Below are 21,932 nucleotides of genomic sequence, written 5' to 3'. Positions count from 1 at the left end.
CGGCAGGTATCCGTGCCGCCCGCGTGCCCGGAACGTATCCCAGCCGCAGGCACCCCCACCCGTCGCTGCAGATTGTTGACAATCATCGGAACCTGGCTGAGGATGGACGAATGACGACTCTGAGCCCAATTCTCAAGCAAGCAACGCCGGTTGTTGTGGATCACGCGAAGGGCAGCTGGATCTTCGGTGACGACGGCAGGAAATACCTGGACTTCACCACCGGAATCGGCGTGACCAGCACCGGACACTGTCACCCGGACGTTGTCGCCGCCGCTCAGGAGCAGGTCGGCAAGATCATTCATGCGCAATACACCACGGTGATGCACAAGCCGCTGATGGCCCTGACCGAGAAACTCGGTGAGGTGCTTCCGGCCGGCCTGGACAGCGTGTACTACGCGAACTCGGGCTCCGAAGCCGTCGAGGCATCGATCCGGCTGGCCCGGATGGCCACCGGTCGGCCGAACATTGTGGCGTTCCATGGCGGATTCCATGGCCGAACTGTCGCCGCCGCCTCACTCACCACGGCTGGCACGAAGTTCCGCTCCGGTTTTTCGCCGATCATGGGCGGCGTGCAGATTGCCCCGTTCCCCTATGCCTTCCGGTATGGCTGGGACGAGGACACCGCAATCGACTTCGCGCTGAAGGAACTCGACTACCTGCTGACCACCGTCAGCAGCCCGAAAGACACCGCCGGATTCATCATCGAACCGGTCCTTGGCGATGGCGGTTACCTGCCCACCCCGCCGCGCTTCCTGGAAGGGATTCGCGAGCGCGCCGACCGGCACGGCATCGTACTCATCCTCGACGAAGTTCAGGCCGGCGTCGGCCGCACAGGAAAATTCTGGGGTCATGATTGGGCCGACATCACGCCCGATGTCGTCATCACGGCCAAGGGGCTTGCCAGTGGATTCCCGATCTCGGCCATCGCCGCGTCGGGCGAGTTGATGGCCAAGGCCTGGCCGGGATCGCAGGGCGGGACCTACGGGGGCAACGCGGTGGCGGCAGCGGCAGCTGTCGCTACACTCGACGTCATCGCCAGGGAGAACCTGGTCGCCAATGCGGCCGAGCGCGGCCGTGAGCTGCGCGCCGGCCTCGAAGGACTGCAGAACGACGACCCGCGAATGGGCGATGTCCGCGGGCTCGGTCTGATGCAGGCCATCGAGTACGTCGATGCCGACGGCAACCCCGATGCGGCCACGGCGAGCGCGATTCAGCAGGCCGCAATCGCGGAAGATCTCCTGCTGCTGACCTGCGGCTCGGCCGGCAACGTGATCCGGGTGATACCGCCACTTGTGGTCTCTGCGGAAGAAATCGGGATCGGCCTCGACGCCTTTGCCCGTGCGTCGAAGGCGATCCAGGCTTAAGAGCGGCCGGCCGCGCAGGCGTAGGGCCAGCAGGCAACGCAAGAAGGAGACGTAGTGACACTGTTCGCGCAACCCCCGCACGCTTCCCTCGCGCCCGTCGACGCCGCTCCGGCCGCACCGGAGTTGCTTCGGGCGCTTCGGGCGACGGGGGTCGATGTCGACACCGCGCCGCGCCGGCTTGCCGAATACTCCTACGACGCCTCGAACTATCGGGTGCCACCGCTGGCCGTGATCTTTCCGCGTGACGCGGACTCGGTGGCGACCATCGTCCGGCTTTGCCACCGGCACGGCGTGCCGGTGATCGGCCGCGGCGGCGGGACGTCGATGGCTGGGAACGCGGTCGGCCCCGGTATCGTGCTGGACTTCTCCCGGTATATGACCGGCATCAGCGACTTCGATCCGGAAGGTCGCGAGGTCATAGCCCAGCCCGGCATCGTGCTCACCACGCTGCAGCGCCGGATCGAACAACTCAGCGACGGCGAACTCACGTTTGCCCCAGATCCTTCTTCCAAGACCCGCGCCACTGTGGGTGGCGCAGTGTCGAATGATGCCTGCGGCAACCACTCCGTGCGTCATGGCCGGACCTCAGACCATGTCATCGCCCTCGATGTTGTGACGGTGGACGGTTTCCGGCTCACAGCCACCAGTAGCGGGCTCAGCGCGAGCGACCCGGCCGACCGCCCCGCGGTCGAGCGCGCCGCAGAACTCGAGGCGGAGCTGCGCGAGTTGACGACGCAGCACATGTCCGACTTCCGGACCGAACTCGGCCGGATCCCGCGCCAGGTCTCCGGTTTCCACCTTGGCCACCTGCTGCCGGAAAACGGATTCAATGTGGCTCGCGCGCTGGTCGGCAGCGAGGGCACCTGCGTCATCGTGGTCGGTGCCCGATTGCGCCTCGTCGCCAAGGAGAAGGCCGCCTTGCTGGTCAGCCTTGGCTACCCCGACGTGGTTGAGGCAGCACGGGACATCATGACAATCCTGGAGTTCAAGCCCGCGGCCATTGAGGGAATAGACGAAGCGATCGTGGACACGATGCGCTTCCGCCGTGGACACGATTCGGTGCGTGGCCTGCCCGACGGCAGAGCCTGGCTCTACGTCGATCTCGACGGTGACAACGCCGATGCCGTCGCCGCCGAAGCGGATCGGCTACTGGCCCGGCTGAAGGAAAACGGCAGGCTGATCGAGGGAATGACCGTGCCCGATCCGGACGATCGTGCCTCGCTCTGGCGGGTCCGCGAGGAGGGCGCCGGGCTGGCTTCACGGCTGGTCGGTGGAGGTGAATCCTGGCCCGGCTGGGAGGATTCCGCCGTCGCCCCGGAAAACCTCGCCGACTACCTGGACGAGTTCCGCACCCTGCTCAGCGACTTCGAGCTGCACGGCGTGATGTACGGCCATCTCGGCGCTGGTTGCATGCACATCCGGATAACCTTCGATCTGCGCAGCGATCAGGGCCGTCGCGTGATGCAGGACTTCATGCGCGCGGCGGCGAAGCTCGTCGTGAAGCACGGCGGATCGCTTTCCGGCGAACACGGTGATGGCCGGGCTCGGTCCGAACTGCTGCCGATCATGTACTCCCCAGCGATGCTTAGCGCTTTCGCCCGTTTCAAACGGATCTGGGATCCGCAGGGCGTGCTCAACCCGGGGTCGCTCGTCGACCCGGACGGTCTCGGTGAGAACCTCGCCCTGGAGGGCATTCCGGACCGGGAATGGCGGACCAGTTTTGACCTGAAGCCGGTGAATGCCCCGGTGGAGGGCAAAACCCCGTCCGGAGCCGTCGACTCGTTCGTGCACGCAGTTCAGGGCTGCGTCGGCATCGGCAAATGCCGTACCGACACCGGCGGCGTCATGTGCCCGAGCTTCCGGGCGACCCGGGACGAGAAAGACTCGACCAGAGGCCGGGCACGCGTACTGCAGGAGATGGTGCGCAGTTCGCCGTCCGTTGCCGAGGGCTGGAAGTCCGAGGAAGTCCGCGAGGCGCTCGACCTCTGCCTCTCGTGCAAGGCATGTTCCACGGACTGTCCGGTCGGTGTCGACATGGCCACCTACAAGTCGGAGTTCTTCGACCACTACTACGAAGGTCGCCGGCGACCGATGTCGCACTATTCGCTGGGTTGGCTACCACGCTGGTTGCGGGTCACCGAACGGGTGGCTCCCCTGGTGAACGCCGTGATGGCGACCCCGCTCGGCGCGATCGGCGCGAAACTCGGAGGGCTGACCACGAAGCGCCCCCTGCCCAAGTTCGCCTCACGCCGCGCCGTTGACCAGGAACTGCTCCGCGCGCGGGATGCCGTGCCGGGAAAGTCCGGGGTGGCAGACGTCGTCTTGTTGGTAGACACCTTTACCCGTGGTTTCCGGCCGAGAGTGGCCGGTGCCGCGCAGCGGGTGCTCGGCGACGCCGGCCAGAGCGTCGAATGCCGCAAGGACGCCTGCTGCGGCCTTACCTGGATCTCAACCGGACAGCTGGGTACTGCCAAGAAGCTGATGAGCAAGGCCATCGGCGCACTCGATGACGGAACCGACCGGCCGATCGTGGTGATCGAACCGAGCTGTGCCGCGGCATTCAGGAAGGATGCCCCCGAACTGCTCGGCACCGATGCGTCGCGCCGGGTGGCGGCCCGGATCACCAGCTTCGCCGGCATGGTCACCAAACTCAGCGGCTCAGGCTGGACTCCGAGCTGGCCGGACGGCACGGCGCCTGAAGCCGTCACCGTGCAAACCCACTGTCACGAGTACTCGACATTTGGCGCCGCCACTCAGAAAGCAGCACTGAAGGGCATCGGCGTGCCTGAGGTCCGGGAGGCCACCGGCTGCTGCGGTGTCGCCGGCAACTTCGGGTTCGAGTCCGAGCACTTCGACATCAGCATGCAGGTCGCCGAGCAAAGTCTGGCGCCCGCGCTTCGGGCCAGTCATCCCGAAACGCCCGTGCTCACCGATGGTTTCAGTTGTCAGATGCAGGTCAAGCAGCTCGACCCCGATCGGCCATCCCTGCACCTGGCGGAACTATTGGATCCCGACCCGACCGCCGAACCAACCTGAAACCCCTAATTTCCGAGAAGGAGACCGCTTAAATGACGACGGTTACCGACGCAGAACCGACGACGCTACAGAACAAGCTGCTGATTAACGGCGAGTGGACGGCGTCAGCCAACGGCAAGACCTTCGTGGTCGAAAACCCGGCCACCGGCGAGGTGATCGCCGAGGTAGCCGACGGTTCTCCCGCCGACGCGCAGCGTGCCATCGAGGCCGCGGGTGCGGCACAGGCTGACTGGGCGAGGACATCGCCGCGCGAACGAAGCGAGATCCTGCGCCGGGCATACGACATCATCATCAGCCGAGCCGACGAACTCGCCCGCCTGATCACAGCCGAGATGGGCAAGCCCCTTGCCGAGGCTCGGGGTGAGGTAGCCTACGGCGCGGAGTTCTTCCGCTGGTTCTCCGAGGAAGCCGTCCGGATAGGCGGCGACCACACTACGTCCGGCGACGGCAAGACCCGGATCGTGGTGACCCGGGATCCGGTCGGCCCCTGCGTTCTGGTCACACCGTGGAATTTCCCGCTCGCAATGGGCACCCGGAAGATCGGCCCGGCCGTCGCGGCCGGTTGCACGATGGTGTTCAAGCCCGCGGAACTCACCCCGCTGACCTCGCTCGCGCTGGCCGACATCCTGATCGAAGCGGGACTGCCAGCCGGCGTGCTCAATGTCGTGACGACATCCGACGCCGGCAGTGTGGTCGGTCCGTGGATGTCGAGTGGGATCGCCCGCAAGATTAGCTTCACCGGCTCAACCGAGGTCGGCAAGATTCTGCTGCGCCAGGCCGCCGACAACGTGATGCGGACGTCGATGGAACTCGGCGGCAATGCGCCGTTCATCGTGTGCCGCGATGCCGACATCGACCGAGCTGTGGAAGGCGCAATGATGGCGAAAATGCGCAATATGGGCGAGGCATGCACGGCGGCGAACCGGATGTTCGTGCACCGTGACGTTGCCGAGGAGTTCGGCCACAAGCTCGCTGACCGGATGTCGGCGCTCGCGGTGGGCAACGGCGCCGATGCGGAAACCGAGGTCGGCCCACTCATCGATTCGGATGGGCTGAGCAAGGTGCAGAGCCTGGTCGATGACGCGGTGAGTAAAGGGGCTGCGGTGGTGGCCGGTGGTTCCAGGCCGGATGGTCCGGGATACTTCTACCCGCCGACGGTGCTGGCGGACGTGCCGGCCAGCGCCGAACTGATGAGCACCGAGATTTTCGGACCGGTTGCCGCCGTCATCCCGTTCGATGACGAGGACGAGGCGATTCGGCTGGCCAATGACACAGAATGGGGACTTGTCGCCTACCTGTTCACCCAGGACATCGACCGGGCCCTGCGGCTGGGGGAACGGCTCGAGGTCGGCATGGTCGGGCTGAACACCGGCCTGGTGTCGAATCCGGCTGCGCCGTTCGGCGGCGTCAAACAGTCCGGAGTAGGCCGCGAGGGTGGCCGCGTGGGCATTGAGGAGTTTTTGGAGTATAAATACATGGCGATTCCCCGCACCTGAGCACCGTCTTATCTGCAGGGAACGGAAGGCCGCGTACCGCCAGCGACCTTCAACCACAACGGGAGAGTGAGTCATGCCTGGAATCGATGGGCTATCGGCGCTTGAGGGGCGGCCGACGTCTGTGTTGATCGCTGATCAGCTGCGTGAACGGATTGTCGATGGGTCATTCAGTCCGGGGGAGCAGGTGACGGAGGCCCAGCTGGCGGCCAAGCTGCGGGTTTCGCGGGGTCCCGTCCGTGAGGCCCTGCAACGGCTGAGCCAGGAAGGCCTGCTGGTCAGCCATCGCAATCGGGGCGTCTTCGTGCTGGAACTCACCCCGCACGATGTTCGGGAGATCTATGCAGCCCGGCAAGCGATCGAGCTCTCGGCGCTCGACGCGATCCGATACGGGGGCGAAGACCAGCTGGCATCGACGGTGTCCAAGCTGCGCGCCATCGTGGCAAAGATGCCGGACGTCGTCGCCGAAGGCAACTGGCGAAGGCTGGCAGAACTCGATCTCTCATTTCACACCACCTTCGTCGATGGCTCTGGCAACTCCAGGCTCAGCCGGATCTACTCGACCCTGGCGGCAGAGTCGCGGATCTGCATCATGAGTCTTGAGGTGCGTTATCCGCGGGTGCACGCCCTGGTCGAGGAGCACGAAGTGATTGTCGACCTGCTGGATGAGCACAAGTTCGATGAGCTGCACGGTGCGATCGTCAAACACATGGCCACAGCTATTGCGGACCTGACGGCGTCGATGAACGTTTAGCTAAGGCGCGCGCAATGCTATTCAGGCGCGCGCCACGGTGGGGGAGTCAGATGACGTAGTCCCTGCTTCCCTCCTGCTTAGGTTGACCCTTCGGATGCCGCGGGCCGATCCTGCGCAGCGCGGCCGCCAGCACCGCTCCGTACACCAGGTGGGCCACAACCATGGCCAGCGCCCGGTCTTTGCGGTCCCGGTGCGCCGGCGGCATGATGCGCAGGGCCGGAATCCAGCCCTCATAGCTGGCGGCCCAGAGTGCGGTGCCGTACGCAGTGCCCTTGGCCAGCGTCGGCTTCCGGCTCACTCCTCCGAAGACAGCGCCGGCCAGGATCCCATAGCCGAAGTGGCTGATCAGGGTCGCGACATCGATGACGGGTTTGGGCGTGGGCGGCCGCGGCATGAAGAACTTGGTAATTCTGCGCGGCGGAGGCTGCTCCATAAAGCCAGCCTTATCGGCCGCGACCAGGACAGCGCTCATCGCGGAGGTGGCGACCACGCCGCCGATTCCGCCACGCACCAGCCGGGACAGCATATGGTTTCGTTTCTGTGTCATTAATCAGACCGCCGTCCTCGTGGGTGTTACCCGGGCGATACCCATTCGTGCGGCTCTCAACCATTCCGGCTGCGGTCCCGGCACGCCAAATTGGTTCGTGCGCCCGACAATTGCGGGGGCTTACTGCTCGGTAACCCGCACAATCTCATTACGCGGACGTTTTCGAGTGCCTGTGGAGTGCTAGTGGCCGCAATTGTTGGCGGACGGAAGCCCGCCGCAAACATTTTCCGCTTCACCCTTGCGGTGTCATGGCGGCGAGCAATAGGCTCGAATGACGCATTGTCAACAATTTACCAAGGGTGGGAAATTGATCTTCTCGGCCGCCGAGTACAGCGATCGCCTGCGACGGGTTCGTGACCGGATGCAGACGCAGGGCCTGTCGGCGTTACTCGTCGCAGACCCGGCAAACATCTACTACCTCACCGGCTACAACGCCTGGTCCTTTTATACCCCGCAGGTGCTGTTCGTCCCGCGCGAGGGCGAGATGATCTTCTTTGCCCGGCAGATGGACGCCGATGGCGCCTTTCGCACCACCTGGTTGCCGGCCGAGAACATCTACGGCTACCCGGAGCGCTACATCCATCGGCCCTACATCCACCCTTTCGACTGGGTGATGTTCAAGCTTCGGGAGCTTGGACTCACGGTGCCCGCCAGCGAGGGCCACGTCGGTCTGGAGATGGACGCGCACTTCTTCTCCCCGAAGGCCTACCGTGCCATCGTCAACGCGGTGCCCGAATGGAGCCTGGTCGACTGTTTCGAGCTGGTGAACTGGGTCCGCGTCGTGAAGTCCTCGGCCGAAATCCAGCATATGCGGCAGGCAGGCATGGTCTGTTCCGAGGCGATGAACGCCGCCATCGACAACGTGCGGGTCGGCATGCGGCAGTGTGACCTCGCCGCGAAGATCAGCGCCGCGCAGATCTCCGGCACTCCGGAGTTCGGCGGCGACTACCCGGCCATCGTGCCGATGATTCCGACCGGTGTCGAAGCGGATACCCCGCACCTGACCTGGAACAGTAAGCCATTCGAGTCCGGCCAGGCCGTCGTCCTTGAACTCTCCGGCGCGTTTGAGCGTTACCATACGCCGCTCGCCCGCACCGTCAGCCTCGGCAAGCCGAGCGCGGAACTCGACCGGGTGTCCAAGGCCACCGACGAGGCGCTGAACGCCGTCATCGACGTCACGCAGGCCGGCGTCCCGGTCAACGAGCTGGCACGAACCTGGAACTGGACACTGGCCAAGCATGGCTTGGAGAAGCCGTCCCGAATCGGCTACTCGATCGGTATCGGCTATCCGCCGGACTGGGGCGAGCGAACCGTCAGCCTGCGCAGCGAGGATGAAACTGTCCTCGAAGAGAACATGACCTTCCATCTGATCGGCGGGATGTGGATGGATGGATTCGGTTACGAATTGTCCGAACCCATCCGGGTGACAGAATCCGGTATAGAAGCGTTCACCAGTTTTCCGCGACATCTAATCTGCAAGGAGGGGTAACTCATGACCTCAATCTCCATCACCACCCCCACGCCAAAGACGCCAGCTGTGGATGCCGCCGGCCGGCTTGGCATTCCGCTTGCCGCCCGAGCCGATCAGCTCGTCGGCTCGGTGATCGATTCCTCGACCTCGCTGCTCGCCGCCCAGACGCATGACATCGTGCGCTTCGCGATGGGATCACCCGCAGACGAGGCGATACCGGTGGACGAGTTCAACGACATCGCCGGACGGATGAACGCCGGGACGCTGGGCTACGGCGCCACCGAAGGCGAACCGGTGCTGATCGACCAACTGGTGCAGTACCTCGGCACCACGGCGGCCCCCACCGCTGCCGAGCGGGTGACGATAACTGCCGGCGGAATGCAGGGGCTCGATCTGGCCTGCAAGCTCTTCATCAATCCCGGTGACCTGGTCATCGTCGAAAGCCCGACCTACACCAACGGTTCGGCAACCGCATTGAGCTACGGCGCCGAGCTGATCGAGGCGCCGATGGACGACGATGGCCTGATCGTCGAGGCGCTTCCCGAACTGGTCGAGAAGGCCGGCCGGACGCCCAAGGCTATCTACGTCATCCCGAATTTCCAGAATCCGTCGGGCACGACTCTTTCACTGGCTCGCCGCGAACTGCTGCTGGAGTTGTCGACCAAGTGGAACGCCGTGATCATCGACGACGATCCATACGGTCTCCTGCGCTTCGAGGGTGAGGATCTGCCGGGCTTCCAGCAGCTCTCGCCGAACAATCCGCTGCTGTTCTCGGTACGGACGTTCTCAAAGATCCTGGCGCCCGGACTCCGGGTCGGCTGGGTCGAGGCCGATCCCTCGATGCGCCAGTTGGTCATCCACGCCAAGCAGGCGATGGACACCTGCACCAACGTTCCGGCGCAACAGCTCATCGCCGAGTACATCCGGCGAGGCAAGCTCGACGACCACCTGGGCTCGTTGAAGGGCGTGTACCGGGAGCGTAAGGCAGCGATGCTCACGAGTATCGAGCGACACCTTGGCAACCGGGTAACAACAACCGACCCCGATGGCGGATTCTTCCTCTGGGTCACCTTGCAGGGCGAGGATGCGAAGGTTTCCACCAGCGAGCTGTTCAAGACGGCGCTGGCCGCAGGCGTTGCCTTCATTCCTGGCCCGGCGCTTTCGGCCGGGGGTAAGTTCGACGACGCGCTCCGGGTTTGCTTTGCCTCCTCGACTCCGGAACGGATCGACGTCGGGGTGCAGCGCCTGACGCACGCCCTGGATGCTGCGCGTGATGGTGCGACGGCTGGTCCGCGCGCAGTTCGATGACAATGCCAGATGCAGCCGGCGCTGGGCGCGCCACCCCGCCACGCGCTAAGCCGCCGCAACCAGAGACGGAGCCGCAGCCGGCGTCCCCGCCGCGACCAGAGACGCAGTCACGCGACGAAACCATGCCGCTCACCGAGCAGGAACGAGCGGTGCTCGACCGGATCGACGTCGCCCGCATCCTCGCGCTGGCAGCCGACTTGATCGGCGCGGGCGGCGAGAACCCTGGCGGCACCGAGGCGGAAACCGTGCAGGTGCTCGCTGCTGCCTGTCGTGACCAGGGACTCACCGTCGAGATCAATGAGATCGCTCCTGGGCGGCCCAACCTGACCGCGACCCTCCCTGGTCAGGTCGCGGGGGAGCCCGGGGTGATGTTTCTCGGCCACTCGGACGTTGTGCCGGCCGGCGACGGCTGGACCAGGGGACCGTTCGAGCCCTACGTCGACGGGGCTCGGCTGTTCGGTCGCGGCTCGACCGACATGAAGGGCGGCCTGGCGGCGATCGTCGTGGCGATGTCGGCCCTGCAGGAGGCGGAAATCGGGCTGCCCGGACCCGTCCAGTTGGCATGCACCGTGGATGAGGAAGACCTTGGCCTCGGCATCCGCGCATTCGCTCCGGCAGTTGCGCATGGCGAGTTCAAGGCGTGTATCGTTGCTGAACCTACTGACCTTTCAACGGTTATCGGTTGCCGCGGCGACTGCTACCTGGAGGTCACCGTCACCGGCCGGCCGGCGCATTCCGGCAGGCCGGATGACGGCCGCAACGCGATAAACGCCGCGGCACGGATTATCGACATCACCCGTCGGGACCATGAGTCACGCCGGGCCGGTGCCGATGCCTTGCTCGGCGCCGGCACGTGGAATGTCGGCCAGATATCCGGCGGCATCGGAACCTCCGTTGTCGCAGCCGAATGCCGGATATCGATCGACCGCCGGTTGATGCCTGATGAGGATGCCCAGACGGTTGCTGCGGATTTGATAAGCCAGATCCATGCTGAAGGCATCGACACCGATGGCATCGAGGTACGCGTCGACGTCACGATGGAGATGCCGGGCTTTCGCACGGATGCCGACCATCCGCTGGTTCGTTCGGCGGTGACGGCGCTGGCCGATGTCGGTGCCGGTGCCAGCGAGGTCGGCGGTTGGACAGCAGCCTGTGACGGCGGATTCATCGCCAGGGATGTGGGCGTTCCGACGATAGTGATGGGCCCCGGCGGGCTCAACGATCAGGCGCATCGCGCGGATGAGTCGGTGAGCCTGGCCGAACTCGAGCATGCCGCCAAGGCGTACGCCCTGATGTGTATCAGACTTATGATCGACCCGAACAGGAGACAAGGATCCAACTAGGACAAAGCAGTTAGTCCACGCACGTTCCGCGCGCGCACCCAACGCTTATCAGGAGTCTTCATGACCACCGACGATAGTTCAGCAAGTTCCCTGAACACCTCCCAGACAACCCGCGATCCCCGCACCGACGAACTGCCGATCCTCACCGACATCAACGAGATGAGCGTCGAAGAGAAGAAGGTGGTCAGAAAGTCTGTGGCCGGTTCGGCCATGGGCAACGCGATCGAATGGTTCGATTACGGCATCTACGGGTACCTGACGATCTACATCTCCCAGCTCTTCTTCGGAGACGGGCCTTACGCCATCGCCGCGACGTTCGCAACGCTCGCTGTCTCGTTCCTGTTCCGGCCGCTCGGTGGTTTCATCCTCGGGCCGCTCGGTGACAAGATCGGCCGGCAGAAGGTCCTGGTCTTCACCATCCTGATGATTACCGCCGCCACGGCCTGTATCGGCATCCTGCCGACAATGGATACAGTCGGGGTGCTGGCGCCGATCCTGCTGCTCTTGCTTCGTATCGTGCAGGGATTCTCGGCCGGCGGCGAATACGGCGGCGCGGCGGTGTTCATGGCCGAGCACGCCCCGGACAACCGGCGCGGGTTCTTCGGTTCCTTCCTGGAATTCGGCACGCTGGCCGGCACCTGCGCCGCGGCAATCCTGTGCACCGCGCTGACAGCTATCGTCGGCGAGGAAGGCATGCTGGCCGGCTGGTGGCGGCTGCCGTTCCTGCTGACCATCCCGCTCGGCCTCATCGCGCTGTACCTACGGAGCAGCCTGCATGAGTCCGATGTCTTCACCGAGGCCGCGGCATCCGAGAAGACCGAGAAGAAGGCCACCGGAGCACTGATCGACCTGATCAAGGGTTACTGGCGTCAGCTGCTCATCCTGATGGGTTTCGTCACGCTGCTGAACATCGCGTTCTACCTCGTGCTGACCTACCTGCCGACCTACCTGGCCGAGACGCTGGGGCACGATGTCGTGCAGTCGAATCTCACCTTGGTCGGCATCATGCTGGTGATGATGATCGTGATTTCGCCGATCGGCCGGCTTTCGGACCGGGTCGGACGCAAACCGCTGCTGCTCACGGCATCAATCGGCTACGTTGTCTTGTCCGTTCCGGCCTTCCTGCTGATTCAGCAGGACAACGTGTTCCTGCAGACGGTGGGCATGGCCATCCTCGGGTTGCTGCTGGTCATTCTGGTCGCGTCCGTGTCCTCCACGCTTCCGGCGCTGTTCCCGACCCAGGTCAGGTACTCCGGATTTGCCATCGGCTACAACGTCGCGACCGCACTGTTCGCCGGAACCTCGGCATCGATCGTCGCCGGACTGATCGAGATCACCGGATCGAAACTGATCCCGGGCTGGTACCTCGTTGCTGCCGGCGTGATCGGCACCATCGCCATCCTGTGCATGCGGGAAACGGCCGGTCGCTCGCTTCGCGGCGACAAGTGCCCGGGCGAGGACGACGAGATCCGTGCCCTTACCGGCGTGGAACCCATCGGATACAAGGGATAGGACTATTTCCGTGCCCGAGACATCGCGTCCAGTGGTTGTCGTGCTCTACAAGGACAAGCTGCCGGTAGGAATGGAGCCGGTCGAAGTCGCTGCCGAGGTGCGCTACGCCCGAACGGAGGAACTGGCCGAGGCGCTGCAGGGTGCCGATGTGCTGTTCCTCTGGGATTTCTTCTCATCCGCGCTTGCCGACGTCTGGGAGCACGCCGATTCACTGAAGTGGGTGCAGGTCGCGGCCGCAGGCGTCGACAAGCTGCTGTTCGACGGGCTGCGCGAGAGCAACGTCATCGTCACCAATGCGCGCGGCATTTTCGACCGGCCGATCGCGGAGTTCGTGCTGGGCAGCATCCTGGCCTTCGCCAAGGACATCCATGGTTCGGTGCGCAGGCAGGAGCGATTCGAGTGGGAGCATCGTGAGACCGAGCGGATCGACGACCAGTCGGTGCTCATCGTCGGAACCGGCGCGATCGGCAGAGAAATTGCCCGCCTGCTGAAGGCGGTCGGCATGCGGGTTTCCGGCGCCGGTCGCGCGGCGCGGGATGGCGATCCAGATTTCGGCGTCGTGCATTCCTCGTCCGGATTGGTGGACGCCGTCGGCTCGGCCGACTATCTCGTGAACGTGGCGCCGTTGACAGACGCCACCCGCAACCTGATCGATGCCGACGTCCTTGCGGCGCTCAAGCCAGAGGCACGGTTGATCAACGTCGGGCGCGGCGAGAGCGTGGATACCGATGCCCTGGTGTCCGCGCTGCAGCGCGGAAAGCTGGCCGGCGCCGCGCTGGACGTTTTCGAGACCGAGCCGCTCCCGGCCAATCATCCGCTGTGGCGGATGCACAATGTGCTGGTCTCTTCGCATATGAGCGGGGATGCCAAGGGATGGCTGGAACGACTGTCGGTGCAGTTCACGGACAACTTCGCGCATTACATCGGCGACGGCAAACTTTCGAACGTCGTCGACAAGAAGCTGGGGTTCGTTCCGCAGTAGGAGTGGGCGAAATTCGCGCCCATTTTTGTTAGAGCGTAGGTAGATTGATGGGTATGACAATTCCAGAGATCAGCCCACCGCCTGCAGGTTCTGGGAAGCACCTAACCTTCAATTCACCACTCAGTGCCGAGCGGGCCGATCGGATGCTGGAGATACTTATCGCTCGGAAACCGATGACAATTCTAGATCTGGGTTGCGGCTGGGCAGAGCTTCTATTGCGCATCGCCGCGAAAGTTCCAGAAGCGGTCGGCAAAGGCATCGATCTCCATGAGCCAGACATCGTAAGGGCTCAACGAACCGCCACGGCGCGCGGCATCGATAAGCGTGTTTCACTTATCCACGGTGATGCCTCTGAGTTCACTACCTCAGCGGATGTCGTCATCAACATCGGCGCGTTTCAAGCCTTCGGAACGATTGCCGAAGCTCTTGTGCGATTGCGGGAGCTCGTGTTGCCAGGTGGTTGCTTGATGTTCGGGGCAGAGTACTGGGAACAAACGCCCACACCAGAGCAACTAAGCAAATTGTGGGACGGGACAGCCGTTACTGATTGCCAGTCCTTGGCCGAACTCGTTGACGAGGCGATTTCTGCTGGGTTCAGGCCAATGAAAATCGAGACAATTACTCGAAATGAGTGGGAAGACTACGAGACAGGTCATATGGCGGACCGAGAAATCTGGTTAGCTGCTAACCCGGATCATCCCGAAGCGATAGCGGTAAAACAGCAACTCGATAGCCAAAGGTCCATTTGGCTCCGCGGGCACCGAGATGTGCTGGGGTTTGCGTATCTAATTTTGATCCCAACGCTAGCCTAGCGAGGGAGGCGGGCCGAAGATCATTCAAACGAAAGTAGCCCTGATTTTTGTCTGGAAAACAGCCTTTATTGTCAGCAGCATTCTCGTGTTAGACCCTGCAAGTGTGGTCAAGGGGCAAGGCACATCCGCGCCGCGCGTGACGGTGCCGGCCGGGCTACCGCCCGAAAACCAGATTCGCGCGCGAGGTCCACAGGCGACCAGTCTCACAGCAGTAATCGCCCCGAATTATCCGCGCAGCCGGTAGACTTGGGCACAGTCATCCAGGGTCGGCGCTTCGGGGGTGGGACGGGCGCTTAGTTTTGTTGGACCTTTCTGATGAATATTTCTACCGCTGTTAAGCCCCAAGGCACCTACCGCTCACTGATCAACCTCACGGGTGGTTCCTACTTCCCAATCGCCTTTCTTGGCCGCCTGCCTTTCGCGATGTCCGTGGTTGGCGTACTCACCTTGGTCGCGACGGTTCGCGACTCGTACTCCGAGGCTGGCATCACCTCGGGTGTGGTCGGCGTCGGCTCAGCCATCTTCGGTCCGTTCGTCGGAGCGCTGGCCGATCGCCTCGGCCAGCGGATGGTCGTGCTGTGGTGTGCAATTGCCAACACCCTGAGCCTGGTGTTGATCGTCGTGCTTGTGTACGTCGACGCCCATCTGCTCTGGATTCTGACCGCGGCATTTGCTGTCGGTATCACCGCTCCGCAGGTCGGCTCGATGGTTCGCGCGCGCTGGCTATCGATGATTCCGCAAAAATTCAGTGGTGCCGGAGTCAACAAGCCGATCAGTGCCGCGATGAGCTATGAATCGATGGCCGACGAACTCGTCTTCGTCTTCGGCCCCGTTCTGGTCGGATTCCTTGCCTTTCTGATCAGCCCGGGAGCGCCGATCGTGATTGCGGCAGGGCTGACCCTGGTCTTCACCAGTGCCTTCGCCCTGCACCGCACAGCACGCTTCGCAAGCGGCGGCATTGAATCCCGCGCGGCGTCCGCCCCGGGTCGTGACCTGCTGCGGCCCCAGGTGCTGCTGCCGGTGCTCGGGATGGCAGCAGTCGGCTTGTTCTTCGGCTCGACACTGACCTCGCTCACCGCCTTCATGGGTGTCTACGCCGAGGAATCGCAGACCGGCATGATCTACGGCGCAATGGGGATCGGTTCCGCCGTGATGGCGATGGCCGTCGTGCTGCTGCCGGAAAGCTTCAGTTTCCGCCGGCGCTGGATCATTTTCGCCGCGGTCGCCGTTGCAGGAGCGGCCGTCATGCCCTGGGTGTCCTCGCTGCCGGCAATGGTCGCCGTGCTGCTGCTGACTGGATGCGGAATCGGCCCATCGCTTGTCACCCTGTTCAGCATCGGTTCAAAGGAGTCGCCCCGCGGCCGCACGACCACCGTGATGACGATGCTCACCAGCGGCGTCATCGTCGGGCAGGCCGTATCGTCGGCCATCGTCGGTAGCATCGCGGAGTCCGGTGGCCATCATCTGGCGTACTTCGCGGTGCTGACCGCGACCGCACTGCTGCTGGTCCTCGGCGTGATCAATGCACTGCTGCCGGAATCCCCGCGCAGAACGCGAACCGTAGGTCAGAACCCGGTCTGAATGCGCGCGCGTGCTGACACAGACTTCGCGGCCTGCCACTGGTCTGACTTCGCGGCCTGCCACTGGTCTGACTTCGCGGCCTGCCACTGGTCTGACTTCGCGGCCTGCCACTGGTCTGACTTCGCGGCCTGCTGCCGCCGCCGCGCGAGCCTCGCATCCGCCGCGACCGAGCTTAAGGCTCGGTTGGACCGGCGGCATTGTGGAAGCGCCTGGCAAGTGTCGTCAGAGCCTCGCGCAATTCGGGGGAGTCGATCACTTCGAAGTCCGCATCGAACCAGCCCAGCCAGTTCGCCATGGTCTGGTAACTGCTGCCACCGATCTGGAGCGTGCAGCTGGCGTCATCGACCGGGGTGACGATCCCCGATCCCTGTGGAACCCAGCGCTCGACCTCCTCGGCCGGAGTGTTCATCCGAACGGTTGCCTTGCAAGTCCAGGCGTTGACCGCCGTGCCGCGGGCGACGTAACCGGCAATGTCCTCGTCCGGCAGCTCGCGTGGGGTGAAACGGCGGCCGTGCGGAGGTGAGAGGGTGATCCGGTCAACCCTGAAGTTCCGCCAGTCCTCTCGTCGCACGTCCCAGGCGACGAGGTACCAGCGAGTGGACCGTGTCACCAGCCGGTATGGCTCGGCGATCCTCGACGTCTCTTCGCCGTGATAGTCGAGGTACTTGAACCGCAGCTGGAATTCATCGCGGCAGGCGGTTGCGATTTCGGTCAGGACCTCCGCCTGGACGCTGGGGCCGTGGCCGGGCATGTGCACCGTGAAGGATTGCAGGGCCCGGACCCGCCGACGCAATCGTTCGGGCATGATCTGTTCCAACTTGGCCAGCGCCCGCACCGACGTTTCCTCGATGCCGGTCACGCCGCCGTGGGTGGTGGATCGCAGCCCGACCGCGATCGCAACCGCATCGTCGTCATCCAGCAGGAGTGGCGGCATCACCGCGTCAGCGCCCAGTTGGTAGCCGCCCTGAGCGCCACGGCTGGTATGCACCGAGTAGCCGAGCTGCCGCAGACATTCGACGTCGCGCCGAATCGTCCGCGTGGTTACCTCGAGCCTGCCGGCGAGCTCCGAGCCGGACCATTCCCGGTGGGTCTGCAATAGTCCCAACAGCTGCAGCAGGCGTGCCGTAGTTTCCAACATGCGTATAAGTCTGGCAGCTATTCAGGACGAACTACGTCCTATTCCGTGGGCGAACCGAGCCGGCTCACGCGGAATGCTCGCCCACCACGCTGTAGAGCCCGGGGCCGGCCTTCGCGATCGCGGCGGTGCGCTTGGCGTACTCCGCGGCGGCGGGTTCCTTCTGGGTGGCCCTTACATCGTCGGCGCTCTCCCAGCGGGCGATGTTGATGACGCGGCTCTTGTCGGCGCTGGCGAGGAGCGTGGCTGAGATGAATCCGGGGCGGTGAGACATGACCTTCTCGGTGCCCTCGTTCAGTACGTCGATTACTTCCTGCTGCTTGGACGGTTCCACGTCGATGACGTTGATGAATGTGACGGGGTTCGACATTCCCGGCCTCCTTCTCGTTGGTTCGGCTTCCGTGCGCCGCTGTATGCGGTCACGGGTCCGAAGCGTCGTGGTTCAAGGCGCTCCGGCGGGACGGCAGTGTGGCCGTCCTAACGAGTAGACGAGGCAGCGGATCGGAGTGTGAGGCGGGCCGGTCACCCGTGCTGAACTATCCGATGCCTCCGACCGGACGAGACCAATAGTGAGGTTGCGGCCGCATGGACTGCCCGCGAGGATGACCGTGAGGAAACTTCGGCCAACGGGGGGCTGGCTCACACTTGGCGACGCAATCTCGTCTATCTCACAAGGACAGTCGGTGGACGCTCGGCGACTCAGGGGTGGCCCCGCCATCCTCACCTCGCGACTTCGGACCGGAGAGAAGGCATGATGGCGAAGGACACAGGTAACCGGACGGTGGATCCACCTCAGCTCGTCGATGCTGTCCAGGAACGTAGCGTGCTTCTCGGCCTGAGCTACCGGCTATTGGGCTCGCTCGCTGATGCCGAGGATGCCGTGCAGGAGACCTATGTTCGTTGGTATAAGCTCCCCGAAGACGAACGAGCCGAGATTTCTTCGCCGCGAGCTTGGCTCATCAGAACCGCCAGCCGGATCGGCCTCGACATGCTGGGCTCTGCTCGTGTCCGCCGGGAGCAGTACGTCGGCGAATGGCTACCCGAACCCGTACCCGTGCCAGGCATATGGAACAGCCATTCCGCACACAGCGGCCCGGAGGATCCTGCGGATCGGGTGAGCTTGGACGCATCAGTCTCGATGGCACTGCTGGTCGTGCTCGAATCGATGACGCCTGCCGAGCGGGTCGCATTCGTCCTCCACGACGTGTTCCGCTACACCTTTCCCGAAGTCGCAGAGATCGTCGGGCGCTCACCGGTCGCTTGCCGTCAACTCGCATCCTCAGCGCGACGCCGAGTGCGGAAAGAGCAACGCACCCCAGTCGCCCCCAGCGCCCACGCGGAAGTTGTGCGGTCCTTCAAAGCGGCTTGGCAGACCGGCGACCTAGCAACTCTGATCGGCGTGCTCGACCCCGACGCAACGGCGATCACCGACGGCGGCGGCCTCGTATCCGCATCGATCGAACCACTCCACGGCCCCGAGACGATCGCCCGCTTCTTCCTCGGCGTATTCGACCGACAACCCGACCTCATCGTCCGCGAAGAACTCGTCAACGGGGAGGCCGGACTGATCGCGACCGATGGTGAGGGACGCGCCTTGGCCGTCATCACCCTCGCCTCAACCTTCGAGGGCAGAGTCGAGCATGTCTGGGCCGTCCGCAACCCCGAGAAACTCGGAGTGTGGGAGTAGGCCAGGGTCCTACTTTGTGACCCGCATCGAGATGCCACGGAAGGACCGGGCAGTGCCTTGCCTTGAGTAACGCTGTGGGGGTCGTCAGTACGGTCGGCGCGTACCACTTGGGCCGACCTCTGCCGCAGGGTCAGGGTAGGACGGCGACGGCTTCGACCTCGATCAGGAGATCAGGTTCACCGAGGGCCGCGACGCCCAGCAGGGTGATGGGCCGCACGAGGTCAATGCCCAGCCGCTGAGCTGCCCGTACTGCGCCCTCGCCGAGCTGGGCCATCTTGCCCGGCTCCCAGTCCACGACGTAGATCGTCAGTTTGACGATGTCGTCGAACGACCCACCTGCTGCCGTGACCGCCGCGTGGACATTGGCGTAAGCCTGTTCGGCTTGCGCCGCCAGGTCGCCGGGGCCCACGGGAGTGCCGTCGGCGTCGCGTGCCACCTGGCCTGAGATGAACACCAGTCTGGAGCCCTCGGCCACCGATACCTGGGCGTAGACCTCAGGCTGGGGCAGAGTGGACGGATTGAGCAGTTGAACCGGCATGATGGCCTCTCTTATGCGACAGTACTGCCATTCCATAACGCTGATATAGAATAGTCAAGTGGTCCGACCGTCCCGTCCTGAAGTCCGTAGCCTGCTGATCGAACGAGCTGCAGGCATGCTCGCCCGCCGCGAGGCCATCAGTCTGCGTGGTCTCGTCGCCGGGACGGGAGTGTCGACCATGGCCGTCTACACCTACTTCGACGGGATGTCCGGTCTGCTCGGCGCGGTTCGGCAGGAGGGATTCAGTCGGCTCGCCTCTCGTCTGGCGGCCCTGACTGCGACCGACGACCCCGTCAGCGACCTGGCTGCCGCCGGGGCAGCGTACGCGGCATCGGCAAGGCACAGCCCTGACCTATATGCACTGATGTTTGACGGGTCGCTGCCGCTGCCAGATGGCCAAGCGGCGGATGCCACCCTTCAACACATCATCGACACGGTGCAGCGGGCGCTGGACTCCGAACGCTTTGACGCCGGCATCGATGCTGTCGCGTTCGCCAACGAACTGTGGATGCTCGGCCACGGCGCGTGCATGCTCTTCGTGACCGGAGTCCTGCCCTTCGAGCGGGTCGAGCCCATCGTGACCAGCGGGCTGGCACGCCTATACCAAGCCGCTGGTGACGGTCCCGAAGTAGCCAGACGGTCCTTGGGGCGCGGCTGGGCACGTGGGCTCGGTGCGCGCGGCTGACAGCGCCAACCGGTTCGTGGCTGCGAGAGTTGTTATGGTTCGCTCGTCGGCAAGGCCGGCGCAACTCCGATTCAATCTAGCCTCTGTATCGTCGAGAATTACGTCGCATAAAAGGAAAGGTGTGATGGATGTCCGCAGTCGCTGTTGCCTTGCCCTTTGACGGCCAATGGCTGGTGCAGAACACCCCGGCACGGCGTGTGCCCAGTCATGGCCTCGACGTGCTCGGCCAGCGGTACGCGATCGACTTCGTTGCGGTCGATGAGCTCGGCAGGACGGCGCCGACGCGTGATTGGCGAACGGCTCTGTCAACCGAGCCGCCGGAGAGGTTTTTCGGTTTCGGTCTGCCCATCCTGGCCCCGGTGGGTGGCATCGTGGTGCAAACCCATGACGGAGAGCTCGACCACAGGGCGCGACGCTCACAGTTGGCGTTGATTCCGTACGCCCTGGGGCAGGTTGCAAGGCTGCGGCAGGGGCCGAACGCGCTCGCCGGCAATCGGCTGGTGATTCGTGACCGGGTGAGCGGAATGTTCGTCGCGTTGGTGCATCTACGAGCTGGGTCGCTGCAAGTCGGGATCGGCGATGAAGTGGCGAAGGGCCAGCCGCTCGCCGAGTGCGGCAACTCAGGCAACTCGACCCAACCACATGTGCATCTGCAGGTGATGGACAGCGCCGACATTCATCTCGCCCAGGGTGTGCCGGTCGTATTTACTCGCTATCGGCAGTGGGGATCAACGCCAGGAACGGTCGACGACATCGACCTAGGCGTACCTGCGGAGCGGGCAATCGTCAGCTCACTCGCACCGCCCATCCCGCCGCCGTAGTCTCGCCATCCGGCATGGTCTCCCACGGCGTGCTGATCGGGACGTCATTCGGTTGTGATAGTCCTAGCTCATGAGCACAGCGCGAGGCACCCTGTCGGCCGACCTTATCGTTCGGGAGTGCCTGAAGATGCTCGACGACGAGGGTCCGGCCGCTCTGACATTCCGTAGGATCGGCAAGCACCTCGGCGTCGACCCCACGGCTCTTTACCGGCATTTCCGGAACAAGGACGAGCTGATCCTCGCGATTGCCGACAGTCTGATGGAGGAGGCGCTTGACGGATTCGTGCCCGGCGAGGACTGGATGCAGACGATTCGGGAGCTGCTGCGCCGGAGTCGCTCGGTGTACATGGCGCATCCGCACGCCGCCATCATCGGAACCATTCGGGTCACGCGTCGGGAAGGGGAGATGCGGATCGTTGAGACCATCCTGGACGCGCTGGCCAAGGCCGGATTCGAGCCTGCCGAAGCCTCCAGGCTCTATCGGGTGCTCGACGATCTGAACCTGGCTTTCGCCGGGCTGGACGCCGGATTCCGGGTGATGTCCGCCGAGCAGCAGGCCAAGGATGTCGGAGCATGGAGCAAGGAGTATGCGCTTGCCGATCAGCGTGAATTCCCACGGATTGCGGCCGCGGCGCCCTATCTCCCGGACATCGAGGAGGACCCCACCTTCGAACTCGCGCTCGAGCTGATGCTGTCGGCCATTGCTCACCGGGCAGAACAGCTGAACCGACGCTAATCGCACCGACTCAACAATCGTAGTCAACACCGTTGACTACGCACGTTCTGCATGGTTGGCTTGATTCCAATCGAGATGCGTAATACAGCCACTGGCCTACGACATCGCCGAAGCCGCATCAACAGAT

The 21,932-nt window shown here is 64.0% G+C and carries 19 protein-coding genes; 15 read left to right on the top strand and 4 right to left on the bottom strand.

Annotated features, from left to right (window positions below; genetic code table 11):
• The first annotated feature begins 110 nt into the window (after positions 1-110).
• The 4 genes from LWF01_RS14600 to LWF01_RS14585 all read left to right on the top strand — a co-directional run bounded on the left by LWF01_RS14600 (position 111) and on the right by LWF01_RS14585 (position 6,647).
• The gene (locus LWF01_RS14600; RefSeq protein WP_349638091.1) at positions 111-1,364 is read left to right on the top strand and encodes an aspartate aminotransferase family protein; all 1,254 of its coding nucleotides are present in this window, start codon (positions 111-113) and stop codon (positions 1,362-1,364) included.
• A 60-nt stretch (positions 1,365-1,424) separates the two neighbouring features.
• The gene (locus LWF01_RS14595; RefSeq protein WP_432762027.1) at positions 1,425-4,400 is read left to right on the top strand and encodes an FAD-binding and (Fe-S)-binding domain-containing protein; all 2,976 of its coding nucleotides are present in this window, start codon (positions 1,425-1,427) and stop codon (positions 4,398-4,400) included.
• A gap of 32 nt (positions 4,401-4,432) precedes the next feature.
• Entirely contained in the window at positions 4,433-5,896 is a 1,464-nt protein-coding gene (locus LWF01_RS14590; protein WP_349638090.1) for an NAD-dependent succinate-semialdehyde dehydrogenase, read from the top strand.
• A gap of 73 nt (positions 5,897-5,969) precedes the next feature.
• Complete coding sequence (locus LWF01_RS14585; RefSeq protein ID WP_349638089.1) at positions 5,970-6,647, top strand: GntR family transcriptional regulator; 678 nt, start codon at positions 5,970-5,972, stop codon at positions 6,645-6,647.
• A gap of 46 nt (positions 6,648-6,693) precedes the next feature.
• On the opposite strand, the gene LWF01_RS14580 is transcribed toward LWF01_RS14585, so the two are convergent.
• Positions 6,694-7,194 (bottom strand): DUF6789 family protein, encoded by a 501-nt coding sequence (locus LWF01_RS14580; protein ID WP_349638088.1) that lies wholly within the window; start codon positions 7,192-7,194, stop codon positions 6,694-6,696.
• Between the two features lie 307 nt (positions 7,195-7,501).
• Between LWF01_RS14580 and LWF01_RS14575 the strand changes: the two genes are divergently transcribed.
• The 7 genes from LWF01_RS14575 to LWF01_RS14545 all read left to right on the top strand — a co-directional run bounded on the left by LWF01_RS14575 (position 7,502) and on the right by LWF01_RS14545 (position 16,203).
• Positions 7,502-8,683, top strand: coding sequence for a M24 family metallopeptidase (locus LWF01_RS14575; protein ID WP_349638087.1), 1,182 nt, complete (start codon positions 7,502-7,504; stop codon positions 8,681-8,683).
• A gap of 3 nt (positions 8,684-8,686) precedes the next feature.
• Complete coding sequence (locus tag LWF01_RS14570) at positions 8,687-9,973, top strand: aminotransferase-like domain-containing protein (protein WP_349638086.1); 1,287 nt, start codon at positions 8,687-8,689, stop codon at positions 9,971-9,973.
• Complete coding sequence (locus LWF01_RS14565) at positions 9,970-11,316, top strand: M20 family metallopeptidase (protein ID WP_349638085.1); 1,347 nt, start codon at positions 9,970-9,972, stop codon at positions 11,314-11,316. The genes LWF01_RS14570 and LWF01_RS14565 overlap by 4 nt, the downstream gene beginning before the upstream one ends.
• Positions 11,317-11,376: 60 nt before the next feature.
• Positions 11,377-12,828 carry an MFS transporter gene (locus LWF01_RS14560; RefSeq protein WP_349638084.1) on the top strand — a complete coding sequence of 484 codons (1,452 nt, stop codon included), beginning with the start codon at positions 11,377-11,379 and terminating at the stop codon, positions 12,826-12,828.
• A gap of 10 nt (positions 12,829-12,838) precedes the next feature.
• Positions 12,839-13,810, top strand: a complete 972-nt coding sequence (locus LWF01_RS14555; RefSeq protein WP_349638083.1) for a D-2-hydroxyacid dehydrogenase — start codon at positions 12,839-12,841, stop codon at positions 13,808-13,810.
• A gap of 53 nt (positions 13,811-13,863) precedes the next feature.
• Positions 13,864-14,622, top strand: coding sequence for an SAM-dependent methyltransferase (locus tag LWF01_RS14550; protein ID WP_349638082.1), 759 nt, complete (start codon positions 13,864-13,866; stop codon positions 14,620-14,622).
• A gap of 315 nt (positions 14,623-14,937) precedes the next feature.
• Complete coding sequence (locus tag LWF01_RS14545) at positions 14,938-16,203, top strand: MFS transporter (RefSeq protein ID WP_349638081.1); 1,266 nt, start codon at positions 14,938-14,940, stop codon at positions 16,201-16,203.
• A 172-nt stretch (positions 16,204-16,375) separates the two neighbouring features.
• Here LWF01_RS14545 and LWF01_RS14540 read toward each other — a convergent pair whose 3' ends face one another.
• Both LWF01_RS14540 and LWF01_RS14535 read right to left on the bottom strand, forming a co-directional pair.
• Entirely contained in the window at positions 16,376-17,341 is a 966-nt protein-coding gene (locus LWF01_RS14540) for a helix-turn-helix transcriptional regulator (protein ID WP_349638080.1), read from the bottom strand.
• A gap of 64 nt (positions 17,342-17,405) precedes the next feature.
• Positions 17,406-17,708 (bottom strand): antibiotic biosynthesis monooxygenase family protein, encoded by a 303-nt coding sequence (locus LWF01_RS14535; RefSeq protein ID WP_349638079.1) that lies wholly within the window; start codon positions 17,706-17,708, stop codon positions 17,406-17,408.
• Positions 17,709-18,089: 381 nt separating this feature from the next.
• Here LWF01_RS14535 and sigJ point away from each other — a divergent pair, with 381 nt between their 5' ends.
• Positions 18,090-19,025: an RNA polymerase sigma factor SigJ gene (gene sigJ / locus LWF01_RS14530; RefSeq protein ID WP_349638078.1), complete on the top strand. Its 936-nt coding sequence runs from the start codon at positions 18,090-18,092 to the stop codon at positions 19,023-19,025.
• Positions 19,026-19,155: 130 nt separating this feature from the next.
• Here the strand turns inward: sigJ and LWF01_RS14525 are convergent, their stop codons facing one another.
• Positions 19,156-19,563, bottom strand: a complete 408-nt coding sequence (locus tag LWF01_RS14525; protein ID WP_349638077.1) for a RidA family protein — start codon at positions 19,561-19,563, stop codon at positions 19,156-19,158.
• 58 nt (positions 19,564-19,621) lie between these two features.
• Between LWF01_RS14525 and LWF01_RS14520 the strand changes: the two genes are divergently transcribed.
• The 3 genes from LWF01_RS14520 to LWF01_RS14510 all read left to right on the top strand — a co-directional run bounded on the left by LWF01_RS14520 (position 19,622) and on the right by LWF01_RS14510 (position 21,805).
• Positions 19,622-20,248 (top strand): TetR/AcrR family transcriptional regulator, encoded by a 627-nt coding sequence (locus tag LWF01_RS14520; protein WP_349638076.1) that lies wholly within the window; start codon positions 19,622-19,624, stop codon positions 20,246-20,248.
• 128 nt (positions 20,249-20,376) lie between these two features.
• Positions 20,377-21,069: a M23 family metallopeptidase gene (locus LWF01_RS14515; protein WP_349638075.1), complete on the top strand. Its 693-nt coding sequence runs from the start codon at positions 20,377-20,379 to the stop codon at positions 21,067-21,069.
• Positions 21,070-21,139: 70 nt separating this feature from the next.
• Positions 21,140-21,805, top strand: coding sequence for a TetR/AcrR family transcriptional regulator (locus LWF01_RS14510; protein WP_349638074.1), 666 nt, complete (start codon positions 21,140-21,142; stop codon positions 21,803-21,805).
• Positions 21,806-21,932 lie beyond the last annotated feature (127 nt).

The sequence above is a fragment of the Saxibacter everestensis genome, from assembly GCF_025787225.1.
Lineage (GTDB): Bacteria > Actinomycetota > Actinomycetes > Actinomycetales > Brevibacteriaceae > Saxibacter > Saxibacter everestensis.
This window is presented reverse-complemented; position numbering and strand designations above follow the sequence as displayed.